Here is a 23,864-nt window from a genome sequence, read left to right on the forward strand (position 1 = left end):
AAAAACGGCCACGGGTTGTGCGTTGTCAGACCTCGGAAAGAGCACCGAGCTTCCATTGATCGTGCCGATCGCTAAATCGGGCGATAGCGAACCTCAAACTGGCGTATTGCGCCCTAGCCGCGCTGGCCACCAGCAGGGTAGAGAATGGACCTAAACGTCCATTCTCTCGCTGTCACAAAGCTTGGCTCAGCGGGCTTTGACAGAAGGTTCTCGGCTCCACATTCGTAGTTTGCCCAATGTTTTGACGAAAGCTGGCATATCCTGGGGCGTCGAAAGCCGAACGACACCCTCGTCCAGCACCTCGCTTCCGCAGACCTGGTCGAGCAGCACCTTGGCCGCCGTAACATGCCCGATGAATTTGCAGTGCACGAAGGCGTCGGAAACAAAATCGCGGACATCCGGATTGTCGATCACGGCCGCCATTGCCTTCTCGGCCGGCAAGAGTGCGACTGCGTCATAGAGCACGGAAGGCGCGCCTCCGATCATCTGGTCCGCCGCAGCGATACTGCCATCGCTCAGCTTGGCCCCACCGACTTTTGGCGCGATGATCTCGAAGCTGGCCCCGGCCTTGGCGAGCGCATCCTTCAGGGCGGAAAGCAGCCCTGCATCGGTTCCATCGGTGACAAGAATACCGAGTTTTCGTCCTTCAAACCGCTCCGGTCCCTTGGCCAGGATACTCAGTGAAGCTGCCGGCTCGAGATCCTGGCGCGTGGGCACAGCGGCATCAGCTGCCTTGGGCATGGCCTTCAGCCCAAGATCGGCGGCCACAGCATTTGCCAAACCCATATCGATGTTGAGCAGGTGCGACACCAAACGCTCGCGAATGACCGGCGTCTTGACCTTGGAGAGCTCGAACGTCAGCGCTGCTGCTATATGCGACTGCTCGGTCGGTGTCTGGCTCACATAGAACTGCCGCGCCTGGCTGTAGTGATCGGCGAAGCTTTCGGCGCGTATGCGTTGCTTCGGCCCCTCCTCGACGTCAGCAAACGAGCGGAACCCCAATTGCGGTGACTCCCGCGGGCCTTCGCCCCAGGAATTTGGCTGGTAGTTCGCGCGGCCTACCGGGTTTCGCACGGCCATATGGCCGTCCTGCTGGAAGTGGTTGAACGGGCATTTCGGCGCATTGATCGGAAGGTGCGTGAAGTTGGTGCTGCCTAGCCTTTTGATCTGGGTATCGAGATAGGAAAAGTTCCGGCCCTGAAGCAGCGGGTCGTTGGAAAAATCGATGCCCGGCGGCACGTTCTGGGTCATGAAAGCGACCTGCTCGGTCTCGGCAAAGAAATTGTCCGGCATGCGATCGAGGACCAGGCGACCGACCGGGATCGGAGGCAACAGCTCTTCGGGAATGAGCTTGGTGGCGTCGAGGATGTCGAAGTCGAAACTATCAGCGAAATCCTGGTCGAACAGTTGGACCTGAAGTTCCCATTCCGGAAAATTGCCAGCCTTGATCGCGTCCCACAAATCGCGGCGATGGAAATCGGGATCCGCACCGTTGATCTTCACCGCCTCGTTCCAGACCACGGACTGGAGGCCAAGCTTCGGCTTCCAGTGGAACTTCACGAAGGTCGATTCATCCTTGGCGTTGACCAGTCGGAAGGTATGGACGCCGAAGCCTTCCATGAACCTGAACGACCGCGGGATCGCTCGATCGGACATCACCCACATGATCATGTGCATGCTTTCCGGCGTCAGCGAAATGAAGTCCCAGAAATTGTCGTGGGCCGACTGCGCCTGTGGAAAGCCGCTATCGGGCTCAGGCTTCACCGCGTGGATGATGTCGGGAAACTTGATCGCATCCTGGATGAAGAACACCGGGATGTTGTTGCCCACGATGTCCCAGTTGCCTTCCTGGGTATAGAGCTTGACCGCGAAACCGCGAACGTCTCGAGCCAGATCGACTGAACCCTTGCTGCCTGCGACGGTTGAAAACCGAACGAACGCCGGCGTCTTTTCGCCGGCACGCTGGAATATGTCGGCGCGGGTATATTTTGCCAGCGACTTGTAGGTTTCGAAATAGCCGTGAGCCCCATAACCACGCGCGTGCACCACGCGCTCGGGAATGCGCTCATGATCGAAGTGGAAAATCTTCTCGCGAAAATGGAAATCCTCAAGCGCCGTCGGGCCTCTTGTTCCGATCTTCAGCGAGTTCTGATCGTCGGCAACCGGGCCTCCCTGCGCGGTAGTGAGTACCGGGGTATTGCCTTCGGCTAACTGGTGCAGCTCGCCCCCTTGGCCACGCTGGAGCTTCTGGTCATGGATCGTGGCGACTTTGCCCAGCGAGCGGTTCGATGACTTGGCCATGGTTGGTTCCTTGGAGAGGGGGTGCGGCTCCGCACATCCTCCTCAATGCCGCCGCGCCGGTGCGGTTCCATTGTCGATTTGGGTTGAAGCATTGAGATATCCACCGGGCCTGGGTCACGCACCAAATCCGGCCGTCTGTGGAACTTTTCCTTCTCTCGACGGTTCTTCTGTCGGCAATACCAAGGAGAAAAATAATGAAATTTCTGATACTTAGCGCAGCGCTTCTCGCTGCCACGGGGTTGCATGCGCAAGCGCAGACCCAGCCATCAACCGATCCTCAGACCCCGGCCATTGCTACCCCGGACACAGTCAATCCGACTGCTCCTGTAGCTGGCGCGAATAGCTTCACCGAAGCGCAAGCCAAGGCCAAAATCGAAGAAGCCGGCTTTCAGAACGTGACGGCGCTGGTCAAGGCCGACAGCGGAATTTGGCAGGGCAAAGCCACCAAGGACGGCAAGGAAGCAGCCGTTTCGCTCGACTACCAGGGCAACGTCGTCGTCCAGTAATCGCGCCCAATAACCTCACCCAATCATTTCACGAAGAAGGAAGATCACAATGGTAAGTGTGACAGGGTTGTTCGACAATTATTCCGACGCACAGACAGCGGTTGAAGAACTGCAGCAAGCCGGAATTTCGCACGACGACGTCAGTGTCGTTGCGAGCAATGCAGATGGCTCATATGACGCCCCCTCGTCAGAGACAGCCGAAGCAGCGGGCACCGGAGCGGGCATCGGCGCCCTGGTTGGCGGAACGGGCGGCCTGCTCACCGGCCTCGGCGTGATGGCGATCCCTGGGGTTGGTCCGGTGGTGGCAGCCGGATGGCTGGCGGCGACTGCCGCAGGCGCAGCGGCCGGTGCATTGGCGGGTGGTGCGACAGGCGGTCTCATCGGGGCATTGACCGATTCCGGCATCCCCTCCGAAGACGCCCATGTTTACGCCGAAGGCGTCCGACGGGGTGGTACGCTCGTGACCGCACGCGTCACCGAAGGCGCTGACGAAGACACCGCAAGGTCCATTCTGCACAACGCCAATCGGGTCGATCTCGGCCAGCGTCGAGCAGCATATGCCGACGACGGTTGGACGGCCTTCGACGAAACAGCGGACCCGTTCTCGCCTGAGGCGGTTGAGGAAGAACGCAGGCGTTATGCCTCACGCATCCCTCCGGTGAGGTGAACAGTCAATCGCCGCAGCCTATGACGTTTTCTTCGGACGCGGCGCCAAAACCCGTTGAAACGTAAGCTTAGGCACTCTGAGAGCAAGGCCTGTTGAGTAACCCTCAGCAGGCCTTGCTTGTACCGGCGGCACCCACACTTTGCGGCAGCTTTAATTGTGCACTGCAGCAACAATATGATCGCCCCCGCGTTGTGTACGGCGCTGTCCCATCCGGGCCGCGGAAAAAGGGACAGCCACATGCGAAGCTTGTCGGATACGATTTCACGTCTGGTAGCCCATCGGGCGCAGCGACGGGCCGAACCCTCCACAAGCGACGCCTACTCGCTCGTGGAGTTGACGAATTTCGGATCAAATCCTGGCGCGCTGCGAGCCAAAACCTACATTCCCGAAAATCTCACAGCTCATTCGCCGCTGGTCGTTGTGCTTCATGGCTGCACCCAGACCGCAGCCGGCTACAATTTCGGCGCCGGGTGGTCCGACCTTGCCGACGCTGAGGGCTTTGCCCTGCTGTTTCCAGAGCAGCAGCGCACCAACAACGCCAATCTTTGCTTCAACTGGTTCGACACTGGCGACATGAGACGCAATGCTGGTGAGCCTCTTTCGATCCGGCAGATGATCGAGACAATGGTCACGACCCATCGGCTTGATCGCAAGCGGATTTTCATCACTGGGCTTTCAGCAGGCGGCGCGATGACCTCGGTGATGCTTGCGACCTACCCAGACGTGTTCGCCGGTGGGGCGATCATTGCCGGATTGCCGTATGGAAGTGCCAATTCCATTCCCGAAGCCTTTGATCGCATGCGCGGGCACGGCGGGCCTTCGAAGGCACGGCTTCAGCAGATGCTGCGTGCCGCCTCACCACATACGGGGCCGTGGCCCACGATCTCTGTGTGGCATGGGTCCTCCGACCTGACCGTCGTTTCTTCAAACGCCGACGATATCGTACAGCAATGGCGGACCACCCAAGGAATTGACGACCAGTCGATCCCGTCGGAGACGGTTGTTGACGGCCATACCCGGCGCGTTTGGAAAGACGGCTCAGGTCGGGACGTGATCGAGCAATACGACATTGCCGGGATGGGGCATGGCACGCCTCTGGCCACTGCAAAAGAAGCCGGCCGTGACGGACTGGGGACAGCCGGCCCTTTCATGATCGACGTAGGTATCTCGTCGACCCACCACATTGCGCATTTCTGGGGGATCGCAAAGTTGGCGGAGTTCGAGCCGAAGAGAGAACCTAGAGGCATACGTCCACAGGACAAGGCGATGGCCCCCTCCAGGGCGGCTCCGGCAGATGGGATAAGGAAAACGATCGAAGATGCGCTCAGGTCAGCGGGCCTAATGCGCTGAGCCAAATCAAAAAACCGAGCTTTGACCACGCGGTTTGAATGCCACGCTGGAGCTGGTCGACCTAAAAACGAAAAGCCCCGCCACCTTGCGGCAGCGGGGCTCAAGTTCATGCCGGCAAGACCTCACGCGCTTGCCGCCTCTTGATACTGTCTGCCTTCTTGGCCCGGTTGAGGTTTCGTTGCGCCTCGCTGCGAGCCATCCCGATCAGGTAGGTGAGAAACGGGTCTTTCGCGAAGCGCGACAAGTCCAATGCACTTTTCAGATGTGTGACTATCTGTTTTTGAGGCATATTGGCACTCCCCCGTGTAAGTGCAAACAGATGCTACCACCACAGGAGCTGAACTGCTTGTCCCGCCGGGCCACGCCCCTGTGATTCATGGTGACAACTGACCTCAATTTGATGCTTAATTGGCCATCTACATCCCTTGTTTGATCAATATTGTTCGCATGCAAACGAATATCAGATTGGTCAGGGCAGTTTGAAGCCTCCGCCCATCATGAAGGCGACGATGGCCAGGATGATGCCGCTGATGACCAGCTTGGCAATCCAGTTGAGGGTGCCGCTCACACCGTCGATCTTGGCGTCCAGCGTCGAGAACCGCATGTCCATGTGCTTGAACTGCTCGTCCTTGCGCGCGTCGGCGATGTCGCTCTGACGCTGCCAAGCTTCGAGGTTCGACAGCCGCCTGTCGCTGGCCGCCGTCTGATGCTCTAATGACACCACACGAGAACGCAGATCGCCGTCCATCTCCGTTGTCCGTTCGCTCATTTCACCGCCCTTGCAGTCAGCCAGCCCATGAACAGGCCGAAGCCGATCAGCAGGACATCGTTGATTGGTATGATGAGAACCGTGGCCGTCATCGCTTCCACCCGCACAGCTTTTCGCCGGTGTTGAGATAGGCCAGGTGCCGCGCGGCCTCGGCGTCTGACATGGCATCGTACACCTGCTGCGAATATCGGAGATCCGGCGCGATCTCGCAGAAGCTGCCCTTGGCCGTCGTGCAGGCTGCCAGCCCGGTCAGGACGACGATCAGCAGCAGGATGCGGGGGATGATGTCGGCGAGCCGGCGCTTCATTTGCTGGCCCTCTTGGCGAGTTCGGCGCGCACCTGATCGGCCGGCATGGCACCGACGTCGTTCTGCACCTCGTCGCGGATGTCGCGGGCCTTGCCTTCCTCGGCGGCGTGCTTGGCCCGCTCCTTCTGCGCGCCGCGGCTGTTGCCCTTCAGGAACGCCACCAGTGCCGCAATCACGCCGCCCATGATCGCGAGTAGCGTCGGGTTGGAGAGGAACGAGAGGAGCAGCGTCGTCATTTGATCCTCGACACAAGAAGAAGGCCGAAGACGCCGAATGCCGCCATGATGGCGATGGCCTGCCATAGTGTGATCGGAAGCCAGATTGACCACAAAGCCAGCCCAATCCCGGCGGCGAGAGCCATGACCCCAAATGCTGCCACGTACGCCAGAAACAAAATCGCGCCGCCGATTGCTTGCCCGAGACCTTCCATGGTCATTCTCCTGCCGGCTGGTTGGGGATCTGATAGACGCCGCCGGCAACCAGAGCACCGACGATCAGGTCACGCACGACCGCATCGAGACCGGGGATGTCGACCTCGAAGTGCCGCAGACCGATCAAGGCACCGATGCCGAACGCCGCGACGAAGAATTTCGAATACTTCCGCATGGTCAGTGTCCTTTCTTCGAGAAGAGCGCGGCAATCGCCTTGCCGATGAGTTGCAGCCAGAAGGCCAAGCCCTTGGCGAGTTCGGTTGTTTGCGGTTTCTGCAAAGAAGGTTCGGCGGGCGCTGGAGCAGACATGACCGGCTTCGTGGGCTCGGGCTGGACAGGTTGGCCGACAGCCACCCTCACCCGGTCGAGCAGCGCCTCGACGGTCTCCGGCTTGACTAGCGACTTGTTGAGGCCGTCGCCGGCATAGAAGGACTGGCCACGCGAAACCTTGCGACTTCCCCCCTGTGTCGGCGCCAGCACAGGCAGCGAGGCCCATTCCTTCGCCAGTCGCTTGCCGAACTCGCTGCGGCTGATCTTGCCGGCCATGAAGGCTTCGTAGCCACGACGCTTGAGCAGGTGATAGCCAAGCCGGTCTTGAAAATCGGCGTTGAAGACCGGGGCACCGGACAGGTGAAGCTCCTTCGACAGGTCTATCAGCGTCGCCCGCATGAACTGGTAGCGGCCGGAGGCTGACGACCTGAAGCGCCTGGTCCAATTCTTCTGCTCGTTGATGATGTCGCCGAGCATCATCGTGGTCAGCGGCTTCGGGAGTTTGCCCTGGTTGTTGCCATAGATCGTGTCGTAGCCGCGAGGCGCTTCAATGCCGCCGATGAAGTCGAGCAGAAGCGCCGCTCCGGTGGGAACGGTTATGTCCATGGTGGTTCCTTTTCAGATTGTAGGGAGTGTGTTACCCGACCCAAGGAACTTACTTGGGGGGACTCATGAGAAATCTACTGCTTGCAGCAGGTGTGCTTGCACTCAACGTCGGAACGGCCGCAGGACAAGATCAGGTCTATGACTGGGCGGGCGCTTACATCGGCCTGCAGGCGGGCCACGGTTGGGGGGATGCGGACCACGTCACACACTCCGCGACACTGTTCCCGTTCACCCACAATGATATCGATGGTTTTGTGGGTGGTGCCTATGTCGGCTTTAACCATCAGTTCCCCAATAAGATCATCGTAAGCGTGGAAGGGGATATCGCTTGGACTAACTTGCAGGGTGGACCAGATCTGTCAGTCAACGCTGCTGGCATCCCGGATGGAGCTGCAACCGCAGAAACCGACGTGGAATGGACCGGTGCTGTTCGTGCCCGGCTGGGGTACTCTGTCGGCCGCGTCCTACCTTACATCGCGGGTGGGTTAGCTATCGCGAAGGCAGATACGAATAGCTCCCGCGGCATGTATAATGGTCAGGTACGTGATGTGTTGGCCGGCTGGACGTTGGGTGGCGGTGCTGAGTACGCGGCGACTGATCAGCTAGTGATGCGCCTTGAGTATCGTTACAGCGATTTCGGACGCGCGAGCGCGACCACATATCCTCCCGTAAATGCACTCCAATCACTCGACCTCAAAACCCACGATGTACGCTTTGGCATCGCCTACAAGTTCTGACCTCCGAACGATCGGCCACGCAATGCTCCATTGAGATGTCAGCCGCAAGTGGGCGGCTTCAGTGGCAGGTCAGAGTTGTTGAGGCTTGGCTCAATGAAGCGGATGCGCCGGATCTGCGTCAGCATGCGCGCGAAAGCGCTCGACGACCTGAAGAACGTCTGCGCAAGAGTTGCCCGCCTGAGATTGAACTGATCGGATAGCGATATCTGGCGATATCTGGTATCCCGCCCGCAGGTTGGTTGACTTGATGGGAATTCTGACGTGCGCTTTAAAGAAGCTTTTGAGAACCATTACGACAGCCAGATTCAGCTATCACCGTTTCAGGCACAGTTAATTGGGTCAGCGATAAAGTCGCGGTCGCCTGGTTGCCGTCTTCTGGTTTTCGGCGTGGGCTACGACACCCCGTTGTGGCTGTCCCTCAACGATGACGGTGAGACTCATTTTCTCGAAAGTTCATCCGAGTGGATAGACGTAGCTAGGGCGAAGACGCCCGAGATATCCGTCAGCCTTCTGCCGACATTTGACTTGACGGTTGAGAAAACTGCTAGCCTCTCGGGGTCTGACCTTTCAAAGTTCCCCCCGCCGAGAGAACTTACGCAGCAACAATGGGATGTGATTGTTGTCGACGGCCCGCCCGGTTTCTCCCCGGGCGACCCGGGGCGCGCCATCGCAATCTATTGGGCATCGGTCCTTGCTTCGCCAAGCTCGCACGTTTTCTGCGATGACTATGAGCGCCCACTAGAGGCGCGCTTTGCGAACGAACTACTTCGCGGACGTCCTGGCTCGTCATCCTATGTGTTTCCCGCCAGCGACAATATTCCGTACCGTAAGCTCTTTTGGTCGGCTGGCTCACCTCTGCCTACGGCGCCTTCTGCCAACAGACCCGTGGTGCTTTCAATCGCTACACCGGACTATGCCATTCGCTGGCGTTTTTGCATCGACAGTCATTATTCCTATTGTCGCCGACTTGGGTACGAATATCAGATGGTCGACCCAAGTCATTATGCGCTCCATCCGAAATGGGCAAAGCTCGAAGCCGCCGTGTCATGTCTGGAGGGCGGGCATGACGTGCTCCTTATTGATGCCGATGCGGAGATTGACAAACGCTGCCCGCGGTTCGCCGATTTGTTTGAGCAATCTCCAAGCGTCGATATTCTTTCAGTGAAAGGTATTTCGGGCCGCCCGAATTCCGGAGTGCTCGCACTGCGCGGCGGTCAATCTAGCGTCGCTGCGACATTTCTGAGGGAATGCCTGGCCCGAAGAGAGGAGCCTGTTCCAACCGAAGACTTTGTGACCGAAGAGGGAGAAAACGGTCACGTCATATGGCTGTTGAAGCAGGCTCGATTTGCAGAACGCTCCGGAGATTTGCCCCGATTTTGGAATTGCTCGGACCCGGAATCAGCTGAGCAGGCGTATGTCCGCCACTATACAAATCATCTTAGAGATCATCTCGAACATATTCAGTTGCTCGGCGTCTCTAACGCGGCCAATCGAGATTCGTGATCTTTCAGCTTAAGCCACATGGCATTGCAGACGACGGCAACCATCTCCATGGCGAGCCACTTCCGGGACGCCAGCTCGCCGATCGAGAGGCCATTGTGTTCCCAATCAGCCTGCGTCGGCATGCCGGGCAACGCTTCTTCGGCTCGCATTTTCGCGAAATACTGCTCCGGGTCGCGCGGATCAAAACCCGCATCGCACATGGCCTTGAAGATGCGCGCAGTGCCGTGGATACGGGGTACGATAGTTGCAGGCGTCACGACTTCTTCGAATAGCGGGTGCTCCACCACGCTGATGCCATTGCCATTCTCATCCCAAACCGGGATCAGATCGGCGGCCTGGACCGTAACGGTCTCGTATGTCTCGATAAAGCGTCGAACGAGACCACCATCTTCTGCCACTTCGTCGAGAGCGCGAACAACTGGCACCAGCCGATCCACCATCACAGGGACATCTTCGCGACTTTCGGGCACTTGAATGTCCGGGACCATGGCGTCCCACTTCGCGATATCGATCTCGCCATTCTCGATAAACTCCTTCGACATCGCCATGCAGGTGAGCAAGCTGTTGTCGTCGTATACGGCGCCGAAATTTATGGTGTTGTCGCCCTTGTCTCCGCCTGTCGCTGAAGGGTGAAACAGGCCCAACAGTATCCGGAGCCGCTCAACCCTGGAATTACCTACGGTGGTAGCAGTCTCAAACCGAAGCGACGTTCCAGCGCCCGCACCGGCGCTCCAATCGTGCGAAGAAAATGCAGCAACGGCGGCCCCATAATTATAGGCGCTGCTCTTCTGGCCCCCAAAAAAGAAGATGCCAAGGCGCTGATCAGCAGCGTTGATGTTGCCCGCCGCAACCAGCCCTACCCCACCACCTGAGCTAGAACCCAACGCCGTTGTGCCAACGAACCGGCCATTCGACGCGGCGACGCTGGACGTGCACTCAAACTTGGCGTCCACCGGTGCGGCACCAATACCAATCTTGCCGTCGAAATACAGACCATCAGTGTTCAACAGCGGCACTACGTCACCGCTGGTTCCGACATTCTTCGCGGCAGCAGTTCCAAGGGACGATGAGTTGGCCTTCTCTCCGTCGAGCTCCTGAATAGCAGTCTGGACGTTCGTGGCCGAAACGTTGCCGGCGGGTGTAAATACGATCGAAGCAGCCGTCCCGCCACCAGATGAAGAAATGACGGGGTGGGCCGGGTCGCTGCTGTCGACCGTTACATTGGAGCCGGCGACTACCGACTGCACCACACCCGGCGCGCCTGGCGCGCCATCTGCCCCCTTGGCCGCGGTCACTTCCCAAACCGTAGCCCAATTGGCGCCGACGCCCGGCTCTGTTGATGCAGCAGAGGTGTGCGGCACAAAGCAGCGGTAAGACGTACCGTCGTGCACCAATCCGTCGTTATATTCGTAGGCAGTCGCGGCAGCCCAGCCAGCGTCAACCCAGTGCAGCGTCCCCCCCGGACCTGCGGGGCCAGTAAGACTAAAAGGCCCATCCCAGCCGCTGCCTGTGCGCTTGTAGATGTCTAGCCCATAGCCGATCTCCACGCGCAGCCACAGGAAGCCTGCAGCAGGCACAGGCGACAGTGCATCGCGCTCTGCCAACGTGCCAGCGCCATCGGGGTGGATGCCGGCCAGCGACAGTTTGGTCAGGATCTGCGCCAGCCGGTCGTTGATCCATGCAGCGCGCACCGCTTCCGAAGTCTCGCGGGCAATGGCGTAGGCGCCGGCTGCCGAAGCGTCGGGCCACGGATAGGCGAGCGTGAGCGACGTGTCGCTCTCGACGCTGGCGATCGGCACCGACATGCCAGCGAACGAGAACATGCCGCCGGTAACCAGCGCCACACTCCAAGCCGTGCCCGTGCCGGTCACAATCGCCGAGCCGTTCGACACGGAGACCGTGCCGGCCGAATAAACCGAAGATGTCATGATTTGCCCTTAGAGGCTGAGGGGGATGGCGAGGACGTAGTAGCGGATACCAACCAGCGATGGGCCGTTTTGCGGGCTCGCCGTGTACGGATCTCCGAGGGTTGCATCCTCCAATTCGATGCGCCACGGCTGTCCACTGGACTGATAGACGTGCAGAGCGTCGTCGAAGATCTTGCAGTTGATCGAGCAGCCGGCGGGCTTGTTGTTGTAGAGAAACGCGTTGTTGACGCTGCCGAAAATCCGGTGCGTTCTGTTGAACACCGACCGGTTGGAACCGTCTGACCACCGCGCAATCATCTTCGGAAAAGGTAGGAAATCGCCGTTGGGGTTATCGACAGCGATTACTGCCTTCTTCGCCCCCAAGAAGGCGTCGTCCGTCGTGCCGAAATCTGCAGCTGCAAGCCAGCCTTCCGCGACAATAGGGATCGCAGGCAACCGGCTGTCGAGGATGATCTCGTTCAGCCCCGGCGCGCTGTCCGACGAGCCTGGCGTCTTCAGCTGGATGTAATCGACCGATCCGTCATTGCTCTTGTGAAAGACCTTCGATCCGCCTGTCGTCGGCGCGGAATTGTCGTCGGCGTAGACGACATAGCGCATGTTGAAGTTCTGATCGCCGATGTTGTTGACGGTGATCCTGTTCTCCCCAATGACAGGGACGTAGTTGAGCTGAATCCTGTTTGTCCTGGACGTGCCAGACGGCAGAAATGGCGGGTGGTAGAACTGCGCCTCCGACGTGCGCTTGACTATGAAGTCGACATAGGTGCCGAATGTTACCGGCATCTTGGTCGGAATGTCCGCCGAGGCGCCCGAGTTGATGGTGATCTGGCCGGCGCCGATGACCTTGGCCGGTACACGCTCGCTGCTGAAGATGAAGGCGTCGTGATCACCCTCGGCAACGTCATGCCCGGGATAGGCCATCTTCACCGCATCCGGCGCGATGCGCAAAACCTTCTGACCCTCCACGGGTGTTCCCGCATAGGAGGGCAACGGCACGTTATCGATGGGCAACTCGAAGACAGAGTGCAACTGGCGAAACCGGTCGCCGCCGCCGCCGAGAGCATGTGGTGAAAGGGTAGTGGCAAAGTTGTTGAATTCGTTGATGCTGTAGCCGAACAGGCTGTAGTTCCGCCTGTTCAGTGTGATCACGGACGACATGCTGACTCTCGCGTCGTCTCGGAACCACGTCACACCCGTTAGCCTGCCGCCGACATATCCCGACTCGTAGGCGCCGCTGCTTCTGACGTTCACCGGCGAGTACGAATTGCTGACGCCGTCGAATCGGTTTTCAGCAATAGTGAACCTCCGCGTCTCGATGAGGGGTGTGTATGCAAAACCGAGATTTTCAGGGAAGATTATCTGCGCCTGCATTCCGTCGGTGATGCTGCCATTGTTGCGCAAGGCGTAGACCACAAGGAGCGCGTTGACCGATGTGCTCCCCGAAGGCTCGTAATATGTGGCGGTCGCGCCGTCGGCGGCCGGCTTCGGCCACTTCGTCAGATCAAAGCTGATCTCCATCACGTCGAAGACGTAGCCGAGCTTGTGCGCCCATTCGCTGTCGAAGATGTATTTATGCCAGTCGGTCGACGGCGTCGTCAGCGGATCGTCGCCGTCGTTTTTCATCACCTTCAGCACCGGGCCGACGCCGGGCTTCAGCCCCATGAACCAGCGCGTCATGCGAAAGTTTCGATGCTGGCGTTGGTGCCGGCACCCTTGATCTGGAGCTTGTTGTTGGCCGAACGCAGTTCCTCGACAATCGCCAAACCGATGCGCGCTACCTGCAGCTTCAACTCCCCACCCTCGAACACCAGCGGCTGCCCTTCGGTCGTTCCGTCCGTGACGACAAACTGGTCGGCTTTGACCACGAACCGTGAGAACGGCTGCATCGGATCACCTCCGACAAAACCGGCTTCCCACATGGTCGCCGCCGACACCCAGTCGTCACCGACCGTTGCGCGTACCTGCATGACGATCTGTGCGACGACATCACCGCTGCCCGCTTGTGCCGTCATGCGCCAGAGACCGCCGGCGGATAGGTCGCCGACAGAAGCTTCGACTGCAGTCACGGCACCCGCCAAAGCCAGAAGCTCACCGTCGATCTCTTCGACCGAGGCCGACAGGCTGGACATCGCCGTTGCCGTCGCATTGCGGAACCGGACGGCAACCGAATTCTCCTCGGCCACCACGCCAGCCGCGTCGGATGCGGCAAGCGCGATCTGCTCAAGGCGAGCCCGGATATCGTCGGCATCCTGCGCCATTTGCAAAAGGCGCTGATAGATGTCGGCCTTGACCTGGCCAAGCCCGACCGAAACCGACGGCAAGGCCGCTTCGGGCGTCGACACGGTCGCCCATGCCGTCCAGAACGTGGTGCGCACCGGCGAGGTCACCAGACGGTGGCGATACTCATAGTCAGCATTGGCCAGCACGCCGTCGCCTGTCACCAGAACCTGCACAGGCACGTCCGCCCGCTTCACGATGCTTTCCGCGGCACCATCAGGCCGATACTCGATCTCGACGGCCACAACCGTGATGTCGTCGAAGGCATCCCACGTGAAGCGGATCCCCGGAATACGCTCGGGTGAACCGGCATTGAGCACCTGCACGCCCGAGGCGAGGAAGTTGCTGGCAGCAGTGGCATAGCTGCCCTCGCCCGGTGCAGTCGGTAGCACTGGCGTGGTGGTGTATTCGGTCGGATCGAAGATGCCGGCGCCGACTTCCTGCAGTTCCAGATAGATGTTGCGGGCGCCCTGCTGGCCGAGCGCGCCAAGCCGCTTTTGCCCGATCTGGAACCTGCGGTCGCCATGCTTCGCCGAATTCCAGCGAACCCAGCGGCCGGGAGGCGTGCGATCGAGGAACCTCGGGTGCAGGCAGATGGCCGCATTGGCTTGGAACCGGCTCGCCTTGATGGCGATGTCGGCCAGGCGGTCGGCCACCTTCGCGTCATTGACCGCGCCATAGGGGATCGACGCAGCCAGCCGCTCACGATCCTCGGCAAGGGCGGCCTCGTCGATGCGCGTGGCGAAGGGCACGGTCTCGTAGAAGCTTTCGGGGTCGCGCCAGGTGCCCGCAACGGTGTTCACCAGCTCCGACCGCGTGCGGTATTTCGAGAACCGGAAGGGCTCGTCGATCATGATGTCGTCGTCGGTGAAGGTCGCCACCACCGCCTGTTCGGCACCAACGAGCGGATACTCGCCCGAGGCGTCTTCCACCCATGTCGCGGCGCACGCCTCGAGCAGCGGCTGCATGTTGGCGTCGTGGCTGACGCCATTGCCGGCTGCCGCGATGATACCGGCCTTGTAGCGGCGACCGCTGCCGATGAACTCGTCGCAGATGTTGGCCGCGACCGTCCACGGGCCAAGCGGCAGGCGTGAAGCCGGCACGCCCTTGCCGACCATCAGTTCGGTGCCGTTGTAGAAGCCCCGCTCCAGCGCATACATCATCAGCACCGGGTTTTCGGAGAACTCCCAGGTCGACTGATCACTCCACCGGTGCGAGCCGTCCCCGCCGACGCTGGTATCTTTGCGCCAGTCATAGAGCGGGGCGCCCTGGATCTCGTAGAAGCCCTGCCAGGGCTGCTGCATCTTCTCGCGGTCGAGCGTCTGGGTGGCCACAGCATAGGCGACGCCGGCGCCGCGATGTGCAGCGGTCCAGCGCGTCGGCGGGTTGGCGTTGGCGATCAGCCCGGCATCCGCGGCCTGGTCCATGGTGCCGATTTGCACCTTCTGCCAGATCGTCCCGTTGATGCCCTGCACGCGCAGCCCACGCAGAGCATCAGGTGCGCCGCCGAGAAGCCGCCATTCCCCCTCCGCCCGAACCCGTGTCACGCCTGTGATGCGAAAATGCGAAAGGACATAGACGTCCTGGATGCGGCGGTTTCCTTCGCCATAGGCGTTGCGATAAATGTGGTGCCCGGCAGTGCCGACCTTGCCGAGCGCGACGGAGCGCGGCATGTCCTCGCCATAGCTGGTCTGCAGCTGGACGGCCTGCGCCTGCTGCTTTGGCTGGAAGATGGCACCGAGTGCGTACTTCAGTGCAATGCCAAGCCCGAGGCGTGCAACGCCGGCAAGAATCGTCGAGCCGCCCAACCAGCTGAACGCGCCGGTGACAGCGCCGCCGATCGCGGTGAAGATCGGTGCGAGAAAGCCCATGCGTCAGCCGACCTTGAATGCGGTTTTGATTTCGGTCTGGGGATAGAAGGCCAGCCCGGCTTCGACCTTCACAGCCAGCCCGCGCTCGGTGATGAAGCCAGCGGCCAGCACGCCTTCGCGCTCGACAACGCCGACATCGCCACGCTGTGCCATCAGCCGGCCGACAGGCGGGAAGAGCTTGGCGAGCACCGCTTCGACATCAGCGCACTTGCGCCGGCGCATCAGCTTGGCCGCGCCCAGCTCGCTCGAATACGCCCCGCGGATCCTCGTGGCAGGATCGACGCCAGTGACGGCCTCGACAGCATCGGCCACCGTCAGCAGGCAGTCGGCGACGCCCCATTCGCCAGGCGTCTCGAGGTGATGCTCGACGACAAGCGCGAGCCGTCGCTCCCAGTCCGGGAGACGCTGCAGTTTCAGCATGATGATGCTAGCGCAAGTTGAGGCTGCGAAGTTGTCGGCAGCGATAGAAACTGCTCTGCGTCAATGATCAAAACGGGCTTCGCGTTGCGCTCAACATAGGCCATTCCGCTACCGAGCAGCATTTCGTTGGCGGTTTTCATGTCCATCGCGAACCTCAGAGCTTGATGTCGAAATATTCGGACTTCACGCGGCTGGCGAACTCGAAGAACTTGTCGCCAGGCAAAACCAGTTGCTGGTCTTCGTGGCTGGCAGAGCGGTAGCCGTCGCGGTGGTTGTCGATCGCGCCCGAAATCACATTACCGACGAGCTTTAACTCGCCGCCCTCTGTGACGTGGTCGATCGTATCGCAATAGCCGTAGACCATCGGCTCGACATGCAGCATCACCCGCGTGTCGGGATCGAAATAGGCGTCGTAGACCGTCAGCGGACGGCCCTTGTAATCTTCGCTCTCGATCAGCAGCAGCTTGTCCGGCTCCAGCCCGAAATCGCGCTTGGCCGTCAGTTCCACCGAAAACGTCGCCGCCGCAGTGCCAACGCCATAGACCGGCTCGGAAATCGATATCAGCGTCGACGGCCAATATGTCAGGCCACTCCACACAAGATCGGCGTTGCCGTTCCAGAAGCCATAGGTGCCAGTGCCGCATTCGATCTTCATCAGCGAGCGGATCACCGCCCGCCCCTCGTCCAGAACCTGTTGCAGGCGTGTCGGAAAGGTCATTTCGGCACCTCGACCAGCGTGAAGGATGCAGCTGGTAGATAGTCGTCAGGCATTGAGCCAGAACCCGAGAGCATGCGGGTATTGAGTTCGAGGTCACGGAACTTCACTTCGGCGCCTGGCACGATGTATTCCGGAATGGCAGGCTCGACGGTCAGGCTGATCGCTCCAGCCGATGCCACCGCCCCAACCATGACCCGATGGAGCGATCGATAGTCGCCGCTCTTCAGGCTGATCAGATCGCCGCGGCGCAGGTCCAAGCCGTTGGTGACGCTGCCGACGGCGATGATGAAGCCATCGGTGACCGACACCAGAGAGCCTGTGTTGCTCAAGGCGGGGTTGGCTTCATCGCCCACATAAGCCTGTGGCACCTTGAGGTACTTCGGCGCAAAGAGGACAGTCTCCATGCCGGTGCCGGCTTCTTCGAGGAAAGCCCGAAAAGCAGGCGCGTGCTCAGCGACGAGCGGCCCGGTCTCAACTTCAATCCGCCAGAACGGGTCAGCGTACTCGACAAACGCCACTGCCCGCTGACCGGCCCGCGAGACCGAGGTCGACCGAGCTATCTGAGGCAAACCTTTCACATAGGGGACGGCAGGAAAGCCGATCATGCCAATCCCCTTGTTTTGATCTCGCGAAGGGCTTTCACGACACGTGGCGTGAAATCCTTGTCCGCGAACTGCTCCAATGCCTTGGTCACTTCTTCTGAAGTGTCTCCACCACCGCCCTGGATGCTCACAACCGGCGCGAAGTTGAAGTTGGCCTCGACGGGCTGGTTATTGTTGGCAGCGCGGCCAAGCATATGGTTCGGCACCACCTGTTCGCCGCCGCGGAACCGCACCAGTTCCGGCCCACGTTCGCCGACCATTGCCACACCTGCCCGCGCCGAGGCCGTGCCATCGGCATAGCCCCGAAGACCAGCCCACGGATCGGAGCCGCCGCCACCAAGCCCAAGGAGCGAACTGAGGAGGCCATAGCCACCGGTCGACCCACCGCCGAACAGCATGTCGAGCCCACTGTCGAGCAGCTTGGATGCGATCTTGCCGAGCGCATTGACGGCAGCATCAGCGAAGGACTTCCACAGGCCCTCGCCGTTCCGTAGACCGTCGGCAAAGTCGGTGAAGAACCCTCGCGAAGCATCCTGCGCAAAGTCCAATGCGTCCTGCGCATTCACCGTCGCCGCTTCGATGGAAGCCATAGAGGCCGCTAGGGTGGACAGTTCGCTACGCTGGGCGGCGGTAAGCTCGATGCCCTTACGCTGGGCCTCGTTCAGCAGGTCCGTTTCGTAGGCCAGCTTTGCAGCAGCCTCCCCTGTCAAGCCAAGGGCGGCCTGTTCTGCCATGAGGCTGGCTATACGGAGGTTTGCGCCATCGACGATGTCGGAGTACTTCTCTGCCTCCGTCTTGCCGCCGCTCTTCTTCTTGCCCTTCTCGTCGACGGTCGTCATCCAACCGGCGAGTTCCTTGAGCTTGCCGGATGCAGCAGAGGCGCCGTCGCTAATCGCGGCCCCGAACTGACCAAGGCGATCTTGACCCATGATGCGATCGTACTCGGCAAGCTGGCCCTTGTTAGCCTTGGACAAGGCATCGGCATACGGATTGGCGAGTTCCTTCATGGGAGAGACAGGCCCGATCGACGCCATCGGCTCCATGCCAAGTGCCTCTGCCGCAGTGTTGGCTTTTGCAATCAGCCAATCAATCATGGCGGCCGCATTCTGGATCATCAGGTTCATCCCCTTGATCACCAGATTTGCGGCACCGAATGCGGCGGCCCCAACGATCGAAGGTAGATTGGCCCACATGAACTTGATGTCGGAAAAGACCATCTCGAATGAGTTGATGATGAAATTGCCGGCAGTTTTCATGATGCCGACAACGTCGACGCCGATCGCGGCTTTGATCTCATCGCGGAGCAAGTAGGCCGCCGTACCTACTGCGGAAATTCCAGCGATCAACCAACCGATCGGGCCTAGTGCCGCCAGCCAGGCAGTGGTGAATGACCCCGCAGTAGCGAGCGCTGCTACGCTGATGCGCGCCAAGAGAGCGATTATGCTCACCATCCCGGTCACCATCGCGGGGGCATAGATCAAGGCCAGAGCGGCGGCCGCCATCGTGGCATATGGGGCAACGGTCTCAAGCGAAGCGGCCAAGGCACGAATTACAGTGGCGCCAAGCTTTGCCCAATCAACCATTTGAATTCCAGCCGCGATCAGCGTGATGGTGGCGATGACAAGCAAACTGACCGGCGAAATGACTGAGAGCAGGGCGGCGCCGATGCCCTGAAGCGGCTTCTCCATCTGGGCAACAACCGCCGCGACCTGGGTGCCCTGCTGCAATCCGATCTGGAGCGCGCCCATACCCATTTGAGCGGATACGGCGATGTCTTGCCACTGTGCAGCAAGATTGCCGACGTTGGCCGCACCGGAGCCCATCACCCTGAAATTCTGGTTGGCTGCAGTGGTGTGGAGACGGGCGGCATTGGCTGCTCTAGTTGAAGCAGCGGCTTCCGCATCCATAGCCGCTGCTGCCTTCAATGCTGCCGACGCATCACGAGAAGCCGCTACAGCGGCGGCATGGGACGCGCTGGCTCGTGCATGGTCAGCCTTTGTCACCTCAAGCGCTGCCTTCGCCAGACGCTGGGAGGCCATCGCCGCCTGTACGTCAGCCCGCGTTGCATTTTCCGACGCACGCGCGGCCGCCGTCCTCGCTACTGATTCCTGATATGCTGCTCGGGCCGCCGCCACCGCTGCGGCACTCGCGTTCTTGGTCGCCGCGGCAACGCCATTGGCGGCAGCCTGCGCGCGCCTGGCCGAGTTTGAAAGCTGATCGAGGGAGATCTTTCCCTTGTCGACCTGGCTGGAATCAACGGCCAAGCCGAGTGCGGCCACATCGGTCATGCTTTACCTCTTGATCGCCATCTGTCTATCGTCGCCGCCCGTTGAACGAGGAGGTTCGAATGCGAATACTGTTCTTGCTGGCTGTACTGATGAGTAGTTCGGCGCTCGCGGAGAGCACTGACGAAGCGGTCAAGAAGACCGTGTTCAGACTCACAACTGCTTTTCAGTGCGCCCCAATTATCAAGGACCAGGGACCATACGAATGGGCCAAGAAGAACGCAGCCGAACTCGTGGGAAGCACCAAGGCAGCCGAACTGGCCGCGCACGTCGAAGGCCAAAGCCTCGACGGTAGCCCGCTAAACGAGAAGTTCTGTCGCAAGATGCTGGAGAACTTCAAGTAGCGCCTGGCCGAGACCGCTCGGCTGCTTCTGACTGCTCCTTGGCAATCGCTGACATAAACGCTCCGTCCATGGCGCGGAGGATCGAAATCTCCTCCCGCCTGATGACGGTGCCACTGAGCGCTGACCAGTTCGCGATCTCGGTCATGGAGAGCGGGTTAGGCCCGCTGAAACCATGGGATCGGCCGGCGCTGATGTCCCAGAACCATTCGAGCAAATACTCGAAGTCGGGCTGGATGGGATCGAGGTCAACCGCCGGCAGTCCAAACCGCTCGTTCCTCTGCCGGCGTGTCTCGCCATTCTCGTCTGGGGTGTTGAGCCGGACGTGCTGGGCTATGTGCTCGGCGAGGATTGGCCCGAGTTCGAGAAAAAAGCGGCTTCGTCTCCGAGCGCCTGGTCGACCTGCTTGGCGATCCAGACGACGGCCAGCAGCTTGCCAACGTTGATCTTGGATAGCTGCGGATTCTTGAGATCGCCCAAAGTGAGCCCGTCTGCCCACTTCCAACCGACGATGGCCGCCGACAGAAGCTCGACGGTGTTGTCCTCGATCTTTTCGGCGGTGACCGTATTGCGGCCGCCGCGTAGGGCACGGTTCTTGATGGCGCGTTCAACGGCCTTGACCGCATCTGCCTCCAAGGACGTGCATTCGATCTGGAGACCAATCGGTGCGCCAGTGGCCGGGTGCTTGATGTCGACCGAGATAGTCGACGGCTGGATAGCCAGAATGTCCATGCGTGATTTCCTTGATTACGCGCCGACGAGACCGACGGGCAGCGAATAGGCCACCGAGGATGCCCCGGCAGGGTTGACGGCGACGACGCCCACGCGCACGGCATCGCCGGACTGGCCGGCCGCAAGCGCATGGGGTTTCGAGGTTGCGCCGCCGATGTTGGTGAACGTGCCATTGCCCGACGTATCCGCCTGCCACTGATAGGTGAAACTGGTCGGGTTGCCGGTCCAGATGCCTTCCTGTGCGGTGAGGATCGCGCCCTGCGCCAGGCTGGCGCCGGTGATCGAGGGCAGCGCTGCGTTGGTGGGAACGACGAGCGACTGGGGATCAACGACTATCTCTCGCTGATTGAGCGCAAGAGTGAACACTTCGAGGATGAAGTCTTCGTTCCGGCCGTTCGGGCGGGTCGGGCCGGTCACCAGGCCACGGTTGTAGTAGACCGAATTGGTGTGGTTGGCCGTCGGCGCGTCCTTGTCCTCGAACTTCACCGCGTAGTTGAAGTTGGTCTTTGCCGCGGCACGGAGGGCGAGTTGACCCGGATCGGTCGGGTTGCGGGCGCACTCGATGGTCGGGTCACCCGCGTTCGCGATTCCCTTGCCCTTTTGGGTAACGTCGGTCGACAGTTCGTCATAGCTGACGATGTTGGTGTTCGTGCCGGCCTCGCCGACAGCCCCGACGTTGCTGACCTCGATCCAGGTCAGGGCTTCATACGCGGCCTGGTTGAGATCGATGGGCTGGGGCGTTGCGCAGATGTAGACCTTACGGTCCTTGTTGGTCCGTGCCATCGTGGTTTCTCCTTTTCAATGGCTGGCATGAAAAAGGCGGCCCGAAAGCCGCCTGATGACCCGGATGGCCGGGAATGACAGTGCCGGTTCCAATCCCGGCCCGGCCTTGTTAGGCTGCCCAGATGCAGACGAAAGCACTCGGCCTTGCACTTGCTCTTGCCCTGATCTCAGGGTGTGCGACGCAGACAGGCAGCGGGCCGGTTGACCCGTCGAAGTACAACGCGCTGTCGTGCAATGAACTCAACAACGAGATCGGCGACACCGCGCAGAGCATTTCGGCGACAGCCATCAATAGAGGCCGGGTCGCGAGCTGGAACGTACCGCTATGGGCACCTGGTGGCGCCAAGGCCGTCAACCTGATCAAGGAAAAGCAAACGACGAGGATCGAGGGGCTACAAGCCGAACAGGCCGCGATTGATACCGCCCGCAGACGCAACTGCAGCTAGGCAAAGCACTCGTAGGCGATGGTCACCGGCACTTGGATGTGCGTATCGCCATCGATCGGTTGGCCGACGTCGGGGGCTTTGGTGACGCTGACCCGACGGCCCTCGCTCCACATCTCCGTGCCACACGCGAAGTGCGCGGCCACATTACCGGCAATCTCGCCAGCGACCGCAACGTTTTCGTTCTTCCGCCCGAACACGTCGATCTGCAGGAGCCCAAGGCGCTGGTGAGGATCGGTGGAGCCGAGAAACAGCCGGCGGTTCACATTGGGAATGTGAGTGACCCGGAGATACCCGCCTGTTGGCTTGGCGAAGCTCTCGTTTGGCCAGGCAATCGGCAAGACAGGCGACAAGACTAGCCCCTGTGCCCTCGCCTTCAGGGCGAGCCAGATCGATGTTTCGACTGATGGCATAGATCACCTTTCGTGATAGGCTTCCAAGTGCCGGCGCCTATCCGGCTCCGGGCAAGCCAGCGGAAAGGCCCCCGGCAGTATCCCCTGAGTGGTTGAAACACCGGCGGGGATCCGGGTGGGTGCCGCATACTTTTACTCGATGCCCTTACAGTCCTAGCCGGCGCTTCACTTCGCCAGCCTTCTCGGCGACGATCGTTTCCCACCGCTGGGCAACCATTGTCACCCAAGGTCGCGGTGACCTTCCCTGCGCGCCGAAATGCACGAAAGCGGCATAGTCCGCGGTGTAGCCGAGGTAGATCGTGTCACCCAGATCAGCGCTGTTGATGACCAATAGGATGTCTCCGAGATCGCCCGGCACTGAAATGCCTGGATTGGCTCGGGTCAATGATGGCATGGCCGTTGTCGAGGCCATCAGTGAGGACCGGAGAAACCCCGTCTCGCCGACAGGTACGAGTTGGTTCAGTTGCGACACCAACTCCTGGGCGGCTTCTTTGAACACCGCCTCAAGCGCACCGTCCACCTTCTGCGCCCACTGACCGACGGTTGCGGCGAAGCTGCCCATCAGCGCAACAACTGAGCGACGAAATCGATCTTGTATTCGGTGAAGCACTTGCAGCCGACGGTGTGGCGCGTTGGCGTGCCGGGAGCATGCGGATATCGGATCTGCGTCCCGTCAGAGGCTATGAACGGCTGATCATACGGGACGGTCTGCCCGTGCATGCGAACATGTTGCTGGCGCGGATGCTCCTGCGACGTGTGGCGCCAAGTCTTGGTGATATGCTGAGCTTGCACCCTGCCGGCCTCGATCTGCTGGCGAAAGGCGATGTCTCGGGATGCACCCAGCGCCGAGAACGTCTCATGCAGCGCAATCGTGTCACCACGCAGCTTTAGCAGGTTGTCGGAATAGCGCCCGACGATCCGTTGAACCGCTTCATTAGAGATTGCTTTACCATCTCGCAGGGCAGCTATGACCGCACGGTCGAAGCGCCTGTCCCTGCGCGCCCGCGTCAGATAGTTGCGAAGTTGGTCGGGCTCACCGGAAAGCAGCTCTTGGCGGGCTCGGGCAACGTAGTCGCCTTGAGTTGTGGTGAGTCCGATCAGCCCGCCCTCACGCTTGCCTGTGATGCGATTGACCCGTCCCATGATGTTGAGCGCGCTCCTGGTCGGATTGTCGCCTCGAGCAAGCCCCTCAGACAGCGCTGCGCGAATAGCGGCCTGCTGATCCGCGATGATGTTGCTGACCAGTGTCGCACTATGCTCGCGCAGCCACTCCTCGGCGGCTAGGTTCCTTGCATCCCACCGGATGACGATCTGATGGCCGTTCGGATCACGTAGCGTCGGCATCTGCTCGATGGTGGCTACACCGCCGCCGTTGAATGCCTGCCGGATAGCCTCGTCCAGGGGCCGGAACGCTGCTTGGTCGAGGTGCATGGCAGAGATGGCGCCGTTGATGTCGCCGCGCTCCAGACGCTCCACGATCCGGCGGAGAACGATGTTCGACTTGATGTCGTCGATCGCTTCCATGAAAGCGGCCCGCAGAACAGGCGTGAGGTCCGCGACAAGCTGTTCCAGCCGTTCGCGAGGTGATAGGCGTTTGAGCATGGGGA

General features: G+C 60.5%; 28 protein-coding genes. 7 read left to right on the top strand and 21 right to left on the bottom strand.

The features are described from left to right. Window positions 1-186: 186 nt before the first annotated feature. Window positions 187-2,301 (bottom strand): catalase, encoded by a 2,115-nt coding sequence (gene katE, locus GGQ99_RS06340; protein ID WP_183261398.1) that lies wholly within the window; start codon window positions 2,299-2,301, stop codon window positions 187-189. Window positions 2,302-2,495: 194 nt separating this feature from the next. Between katE and GGQ99_RS06345 the strand changes: the two genes are divergently transcribed. The 3 genes from GGQ99_RS06345 to GGQ99_RS06355 all read left to right on the top strand — a co-directional run bounded on the left by GGQ99_RS06345 (window position 2,496) and on the right by GGQ99_RS06355 (window position 4,824). Continuing rightward, window positions 2,496-2,807: a PepSY domain-containing protein gene (locus tag GGQ99_RS06345; protein WP_183261399.1), complete on the top strand. Its 312-nt coding sequence runs from the start codon at window positions 2,496-2,498 to the stop codon at window positions 2,805-2,807. Window positions 2,808-2,856: 49 nt separating this feature from the next. Continuing rightward, window positions 2,857-3,474: a general stress protein gene (locus tag GGQ99_RS06350; protein WP_183261401.1), complete on the top strand. Its 618-nt coding sequence runs from the start codon at window positions 2,857-2,859 to the stop codon at window positions 3,472-3,474. 237 nt (window positions 3,475-3,711) lie between these two features. Next, window positions 3,712-4,824: an extracellular catalytic domain type 1 short-chain-length polyhydroxyalkanoate depolymerase gene (locus tag GGQ99_RS06355; protein ID WP_183261403.1), complete on the top strand. Its 1,113-nt coding sequence runs from the start codon at window positions 3,712-3,714 to the stop codon at window positions 4,822-4,824. 469 nt (window positions 4,825-5,293) lie between these two features. Here GGQ99_RS06355 and GGQ99_RS06360 read toward each other — a convergent pair whose 3' ends face one another. The 6 genes from GGQ99_RS06360 to GGQ99_RS06385 form a co-directional block, all read right to left on the bottom strand. Beyond that, entirely contained in the window at window positions 5,294-5,572 is a 279-nt protein-coding gene (locus GGQ99_RS06360) for a hypothetical protein (RefSeq protein ID WP_183261406.1), read from the bottom strand. Between the two features lie 109 nt (window positions 5,573-5,681). Beyond that, window positions 5,682-5,900, bottom strand: a complete 219-nt coding sequence (locus tag GGQ99_RS06365; protein WP_183261408.1) for a hypothetical protein — start codon at window positions 5,898-5,900, stop codon at window positions 5,682-5,684. Next, window positions 5,897-6,136 carry a hypothetical protein gene (locus GGQ99_RS06370; RefSeq protein ID WP_183261410.1) on the bottom strand — a complete coding sequence of 80 codons (240 nt, stop codon included), beginning with the start codon at window positions 6,134-6,136 and terminating at the stop codon, window positions 5,897-5,899. Before GGQ99_RS06370 ends, GGQ99_RS06365 begins: the two co-directional genes overlap by 4 nt. Next, on the bottom strand, window positions 6,133-6,330 hold the full coding sequence (locus GGQ99_RS06375; protein WP_183261412.1) for a hypothetical protein: 198 nt from the start codon (window positions 6,328-6,330) through the stop codon (window positions 6,133-6,135). The genes GGQ99_RS06370 and GGQ99_RS06375 overlap by 4 nt, the downstream gene beginning before the upstream one ends. Before the next feature lie 2 nt (window positions 6,331-6,332). Beyond that, the gene (locus GGQ99_RS06380) at window positions 6,333-6,506 is read right to left on the bottom strand and encodes a hypothetical protein (RefSeq protein ID WP_183261413.1); all 174 of its coding nucleotides are present in this window, start codon (window positions 6,504-6,506) and stop codon (window positions 6,333-6,335) included. Between the two features lie 2 nt (window positions 6,507-6,508). Next, the gene (locus tag GGQ99_RS06385) at window positions 6,509-7,207 is read right to left on the bottom strand and encodes a lysozyme family protein (protein ID WP_183261415.1); all 699 of its coding nucleotides are present in this window, start codon (window positions 7,205-7,207) and stop codon (window positions 6,509-6,511) included. A 65-nt stretch (window positions 7,208-7,272) separates the two neighbouring features. Between GGQ99_RS06385 and GGQ99_RS06390 the strand changes: the two genes are divergently transcribed. Then, the gene (locus GGQ99_RS06390; RefSeq protein ID WP_183261416.1) at window positions 7,273-7,944 is read left to right on the top strand and encodes an outer membrane protein; all 672 of its coding nucleotides are present in this window, start codon (window positions 7,273-7,275) and stop codon (window positions 7,942-7,944) included. 261 nt (window positions 7,945-8,205) lie between these two features. Beyond that, window positions 8,206-9,447 (top strand): hypothetical protein, encoded by a 1,242-nt coding sequence (locus GGQ99_RS06395; RefSeq protein ID WP_183261418.1) that lies wholly within the window; start codon window positions 8,206-8,208, stop codon window positions 9,445-9,447. Here GGQ99_RS06395 and GGQ99_RS06400 read toward each other — a convergent pair. Genes GGQ99_RS06400 through GGQ99_RS06435 form a run of 8 tightly spaced genes read right to left on the bottom strand, consistent with a single transcriptional unit; the run spans window position 9,405 to window position 19,548 of the window. Beyond that, complete coding sequence (locus GGQ99_RS06400; protein WP_183261420.1) at window positions 9,405-11,375, bottom strand: hypothetical protein; 1,971 nt, start codon at window positions 11,373-11,375, stop codon at window positions 9,405-9,407. The two genes, GGQ99_RS06395 and GGQ99_RS06400, sit on opposite strands and share 43 nt — an antisense overlap. Window positions 11,376-11,384: 9 nt before the next feature. Continuing rightward, on the bottom strand, window positions 11,385-13,049 hold the full coding sequence (locus GGQ99_RS06405) for a hypothetical protein (protein ID WP_183261422.1): 1,665 nt from the start codon (window positions 13,047-13,049) through the stop codon (window positions 11,385-11,387). Continuing rightward, the gene (locus GGQ99_RS06410) at window positions 13,046-15,520 is read right to left on the bottom strand and encodes a phage tail protein (RefSeq protein ID WP_183261424.1); all 2,475 of its coding nucleotides are present in this window, start codon (window positions 15,518-15,520) and stop codon (window positions 13,046-13,048) included. The genes GGQ99_RS06405 and GGQ99_RS06410 overlap by 4 nt, the downstream gene beginning before the upstream one ends. Window positions 15,521-15,523: 3 nt before the next feature. Continuing rightward, window positions 15,524-15,940 carry a DUF6950 family protein gene (locus GGQ99_RS06415; protein ID WP_183261426.1) on the bottom strand — a complete coding sequence of 139 codons (417 nt, stop codon included), beginning with the start codon at window positions 15,938-15,940 and terminating at the stop codon, window positions 15,524-15,526. Then, window positions 15,934-16,086 carry a hypothetical protein gene (locus GGQ99_RS06420; RefSeq protein WP_183261427.1) on the bottom strand — a complete coding sequence of 51 codons (153 nt, stop codon included), beginning with the start codon at window positions 16,084-16,086 and terminating at the stop codon, window positions 15,934-15,936. Before GGQ99_RS06420 ends, GGQ99_RS06415 begins: the two co-directional genes overlap by 7 nt. Before the next feature lie 8 nt (window positions 16,087-16,094). Next, window positions 16,095-16,658 (bottom strand): DUF2163 domain-containing protein, encoded by a 564-nt coding sequence (locus GGQ99_RS06425; RefSeq protein WP_183261429.1) that lies wholly within the window; start codon window positions 16,656-16,658, stop codon window positions 16,095-16,097. After that, entirely contained in the window at window positions 16,655-17,263 is a 609-nt protein-coding gene (locus GGQ99_RS06430; RefSeq protein ID WP_183261431.1) for a hypothetical protein, read from the bottom strand. Before GGQ99_RS06430 ends, GGQ99_RS06425 begins: the two co-directional genes overlap by 4 nt. Then, entirely contained in the window at window positions 17,260-19,548 is a 2,289-nt protein-coding gene (locus GGQ99_RS06435) for a phage tail tape-measure protein (RefSeq protein WP_183261433.1), read from the bottom strand. The genes GGQ99_RS06430 and GGQ99_RS06435 overlap by 4 nt, the downstream gene beginning before the upstream one ends. A 59-nt stretch (window positions 19,549-19,607) precedes the next feature. Here GGQ99_RS06435 and GGQ99_RS06440 point away from each other — a divergent pair, with 59 nt between their 5' ends. Further along, window positions 19,608-19,889, top strand: a complete 282-nt coding sequence (locus tag GGQ99_RS06440) for a hypothetical protein (protein WP_183261435.1) — start codon at window positions 19,608-19,610, stop codon at window positions 19,887-19,889. On the opposite strand, the gene GGQ99_RS26415 is transcribed toward GGQ99_RS06440, so the two are convergent. Genes GGQ99_RS26415 through GGQ99_RS06450 form a run of 3 tightly spaced genes read right to left on the bottom strand, consistent with a single transcriptional unit; the run spans window position 19,882 to window position 21,401 of the window. Further along, window positions 19,882-20,304 carry a phage tail assembly chaperone gene (locus GGQ99_RS26415; protein WP_425486791.1) on the bottom strand — a complete coding sequence of 141 codons (423 nt, stop codon included), beginning with the start codon at window positions 20,302-20,304 and terminating at the stop codon, window positions 19,882-19,884. The two genes, GGQ99_RS06440 and GGQ99_RS26415, sit on opposite strands and share 8 nt — an antisense overlap. Continuing rightward, the gene (locus GGQ99_RS06445) at window positions 20,220-20,618 is read right to left on the bottom strand and encodes a hypothetical protein (protein ID WP_183261437.1); all 399 of its coding nucleotides are present in this window, start codon (window positions 20,616-20,618) and stop codon (window positions 20,220-20,222) included. The genes GGQ99_RS26415 and GGQ99_RS06445 overlap by 85 nt, the downstream gene beginning before the upstream one ends. 15 nt (window positions 20,619-20,633) lie before the next feature. Continuing rightward, a complete protein-coding gene (locus GGQ99_RS06450; RefSeq protein WP_183261439.1) occupies window positions 20,634-21,401 on the bottom strand; it encodes a hypothetical protein in 768 nt (255 codons plus the stop codon). A gap of 122 nt (window positions 21,402-21,523) precedes the next feature. Here GGQ99_RS06450 and GGQ99_RS06455 point away from each other — a divergent pair, with 122 nt between their 5' ends. Continuing rightward, complete coding sequence (locus GGQ99_RS06455) at window positions 21,524-21,847, top strand: hypothetical protein (protein WP_183261441.1); 324 nt, start codon at window positions 21,524-21,526, stop codon at window positions 21,845-21,847. Here GGQ99_RS06455 and GGQ99_RS06460 read toward each other — a convergent pair. The 3 genes from GGQ99_RS06460 to GGQ99_RS06470 all read right to left on the bottom strand — a co-directional run bounded on the left by GGQ99_RS06460 (window position 21,844) and on the right by GGQ99_RS06470 (window position 23,859). Continuing rightward, complete coding sequence (locus tag GGQ99_RS06460; protein WP_183261442.1) at window positions 21,844-22,257, bottom strand: DUF4128 domain-containing protein; 414 nt, start codon at window positions 22,255-22,257, stop codon at window positions 21,844-21,846. The two genes, GGQ99_RS06455 and GGQ99_RS06460, sit on opposite strands and share 4 nt — an antisense overlap. Before the next feature lie 145 nt (window positions 22,258-22,402). Beyond that, the gene (locus GGQ99_RS06465) at window positions 22,403-22,819 is read right to left on the bottom strand and encodes an HK97 gp10 family phage protein (protein WP_183261444.1); all 417 of its coding nucleotides are present in this window, start codon (window positions 22,817-22,819) and stop codon (window positions 22,403-22,405) included. Beyond that, complete coding sequence (locus GGQ99_RS06470) at window positions 22,819-23,859, bottom strand: head morphogenesis protein (protein WP_183261446.1); 1,041 nt, start codon at window positions 23,857-23,859, stop codon at window positions 22,819-22,821. The genes GGQ99_RS06465 and GGQ99_RS06470 overlap by 1 nt, the downstream gene beginning before the upstream one ends. Window positions 23,860-23,864 lie beyond the last annotated feature (5 nt).

It is taken from the genome of Aminobacter niigataensis (genome assembly GCF_014200015.1).
GTDB classification, from domain to species: domain Bacteria; phylum Pseudomonadota; class Alphaproteobacteria; order Rhizobiales; family Rhizobiaceae; genus Aminobacter; species Aminobacter niigataensis.

What these genes read in the sequence shown, in the direction of transcription:
- GGQ99_RS06385 (WP_183261415.1), bottom strand. Translation starts at nt 7,207, where the DNA reads ATGGACATAACCGTTCCCACCGGAGCGGCGCTTCTGCTCGACTTCATC.
- GGQ99_RS06435 (WP_183261433.1), bottom strand. Translation starts at nt 19,548, where the DNA reads ATGACCGATGTGGCCGCACTCGGCTTGGCCGTTGATTCCAGCCAGGTC.
- GGQ99_RS06460 (WP_183261442.1), bottom strand. Translation starts at nt 22,257, where the DNA reads ATGCCATCAGTCGAAACATCGATCTGGCTCGCCCTGAAGGCGAGGGCA.
- GGQ99_RS06430 (WP_183261431.1), bottom strand. Translation starts at nt 17,263, where the DNA reads ATGATCGGCTTTCCTGCCGTCCCCTATGTGAAAGGTTTGCCTCAGATA.
- GGQ99_RS06360 (WP_183261406.1), bottom strand. Translation starts at nt 5,572, where the DNA reads ATGGACGGCGATCTGCGTTCTCGTGTGGTGTCATTAGAGCATCAGACG.
- GGQ99_RS06370 (WP_183261410.1), bottom strand. Translation starts at nt 6,136, where the DNA reads ATGACGACGCTGCTCCTCTCGTTCCTCTCCAACCCGACGCTACTCGCG.
- GGQ99_RS06365 (WP_183261408.1), bottom strand. Translation starts at nt 5,900, where the DNA reads ATGAAGCGCCGGCTCGCCGACATCATCCCCCGCATCCTGCTGCTGATC.
- GGQ99_RS06445 (WP_183261437.1), bottom strand. Translation starts at nt 20,618, where the DNA reads ATGGACATTCTGGCTATCCAGCCGTCGACTATCTCGGTCGACATCAAG.
- katE (WP_183261398.1), bottom strand. Translation starts at nt 2,301, where the DNA reads ATGGCCAAGTCATCGAACCGCTCGCTGGGCAAAGTCGCCACGATCCAT.
- GGQ99_RS06400 (WP_183261420.1), bottom strand. Translation starts at nt 11,375, where the DNA reads ATGACATCTTCGGTTTATTCGGCCGGCACGGTCTCCGTGTCGAACGGC.
- GGQ99_RS06380 (WP_183261413.1), bottom strand. Translation starts at nt 6,506, where the DNA reads ATGCGGAAGTATTCGAAATTCTTCGTCGCGGCGTTCGGCATCGGTGCC.
- GGQ99_RS06470 (WP_183261446.1), bottom strand. Translation starts at nt 23,859, where the DNA reads ATGCTCAAACGCCTATCACCTCGCGAACGGCTGGAACAGCTTGTCGCG.
- GGQ99_RS06375 (WP_183261412.1), bottom strand. Translation starts at nt 6,330, where the DNA reads ATGGAAGGTCTCGGGCAAGCAATCGGCGGCGCGATTTTGTTTCTGGCG.
- GGQ99_RS06465 (WP_183261444.1), bottom strand. Translation starts at nt 22,819, where the DNA reads ATGGGCAGCTTCGCCGCAACCGTCGGTCAGTGGGCGCAGAAGGTGGAC.
- GGQ99_RS06410 (WP_183261424.1), bottom strand. Translation starts at nt 15,520, where the DNA reads ATGGGCTTTCTCGCACCGATCTTCACCGCGATCGGCGGCGCTGTCACC.
- GGQ99_RS06420 (WP_183261427.1), bottom strand. Translation starts at nt 16,086, where the DNA reads ATGGACATGAAAACCGCCAACGAAATGCTGCTCGGTAGCGGAATGGCC.
- GGQ99_RS06440 (WP_183261435.1), top strand. Translation starts at nt 19,608, where the DNA reads ATGCGAATACTGTTCTTGCTGGCTGTACTGATGAGTAGTTCGGCGCTC.
- GGQ99_RS06450 (WP_183261439.1), bottom strand. Translation starts at nt 21,401, where the DNA reads ATGGCACGGACCAACAAGGACCGTAAGGTCTACATCTGCGCAACGCCC.
- GGQ99_RS06345 (WP_183261399.1), top strand. Translation starts at nt 2,496, where the DNA reads ATGAAATTTCTGATACTTAGCGCAGCGCTTCTCGCTGCCACGGGGTTG.
- GGQ99_RS06390 (WP_183261416.1), top strand. Translation starts at nt 7,273, where the DNA reads ATGAGAAATCTACTGCTTGCAGCAGGTGTGCTTGCACTCAACGTCGGA.
- GGQ99_RS06350 (WP_183261401.1), top strand. Translation starts at nt 2,857, where the DNA reads ATGGTAAGTGTGACAGGGTTGTTCGACAATTATTCCGACGCACAGACA.
- GGQ99_RS06355 (WP_183261403.1), top strand. Translation starts at nt 3,712, where the DNA reads ATGCGAAGCTTGTCGGATACGATTTCACGTCTGGTAGCCCATCGGGCG.
- GGQ99_RS06425 (WP_183261429.1), bottom strand. Translation starts at nt 16,658, where the DNA reads ATGACCTTTCCGACACGCCTGCAACAGGTTCTGGACGAGGGGCGGGCG.
- GGQ99_RS06405 (WP_183261422.1), bottom strand. Translation starts at nt 13,049, where the DNA reads ATGACGCGCTGGTTCATGGGGCTGAAGCCCGGCGTCGGCCCGGTGCTG.
- GGQ99_RS06455 (WP_183261441.1), top strand. Translation starts at nt 21,524, where the DNA reads ATGCAGACGAAAGCACTCGGCCTTGCACTTGCTCTTGCCCTGATCTCA.
- GGQ99_RS06415 (WP_183261426.1), bottom strand. Translation starts at nt 15,940, where the DNA reads ATGCTGAAACTGCAGCGTCTCCCGGACTGGGAGCGACGGCTCGCGCTT.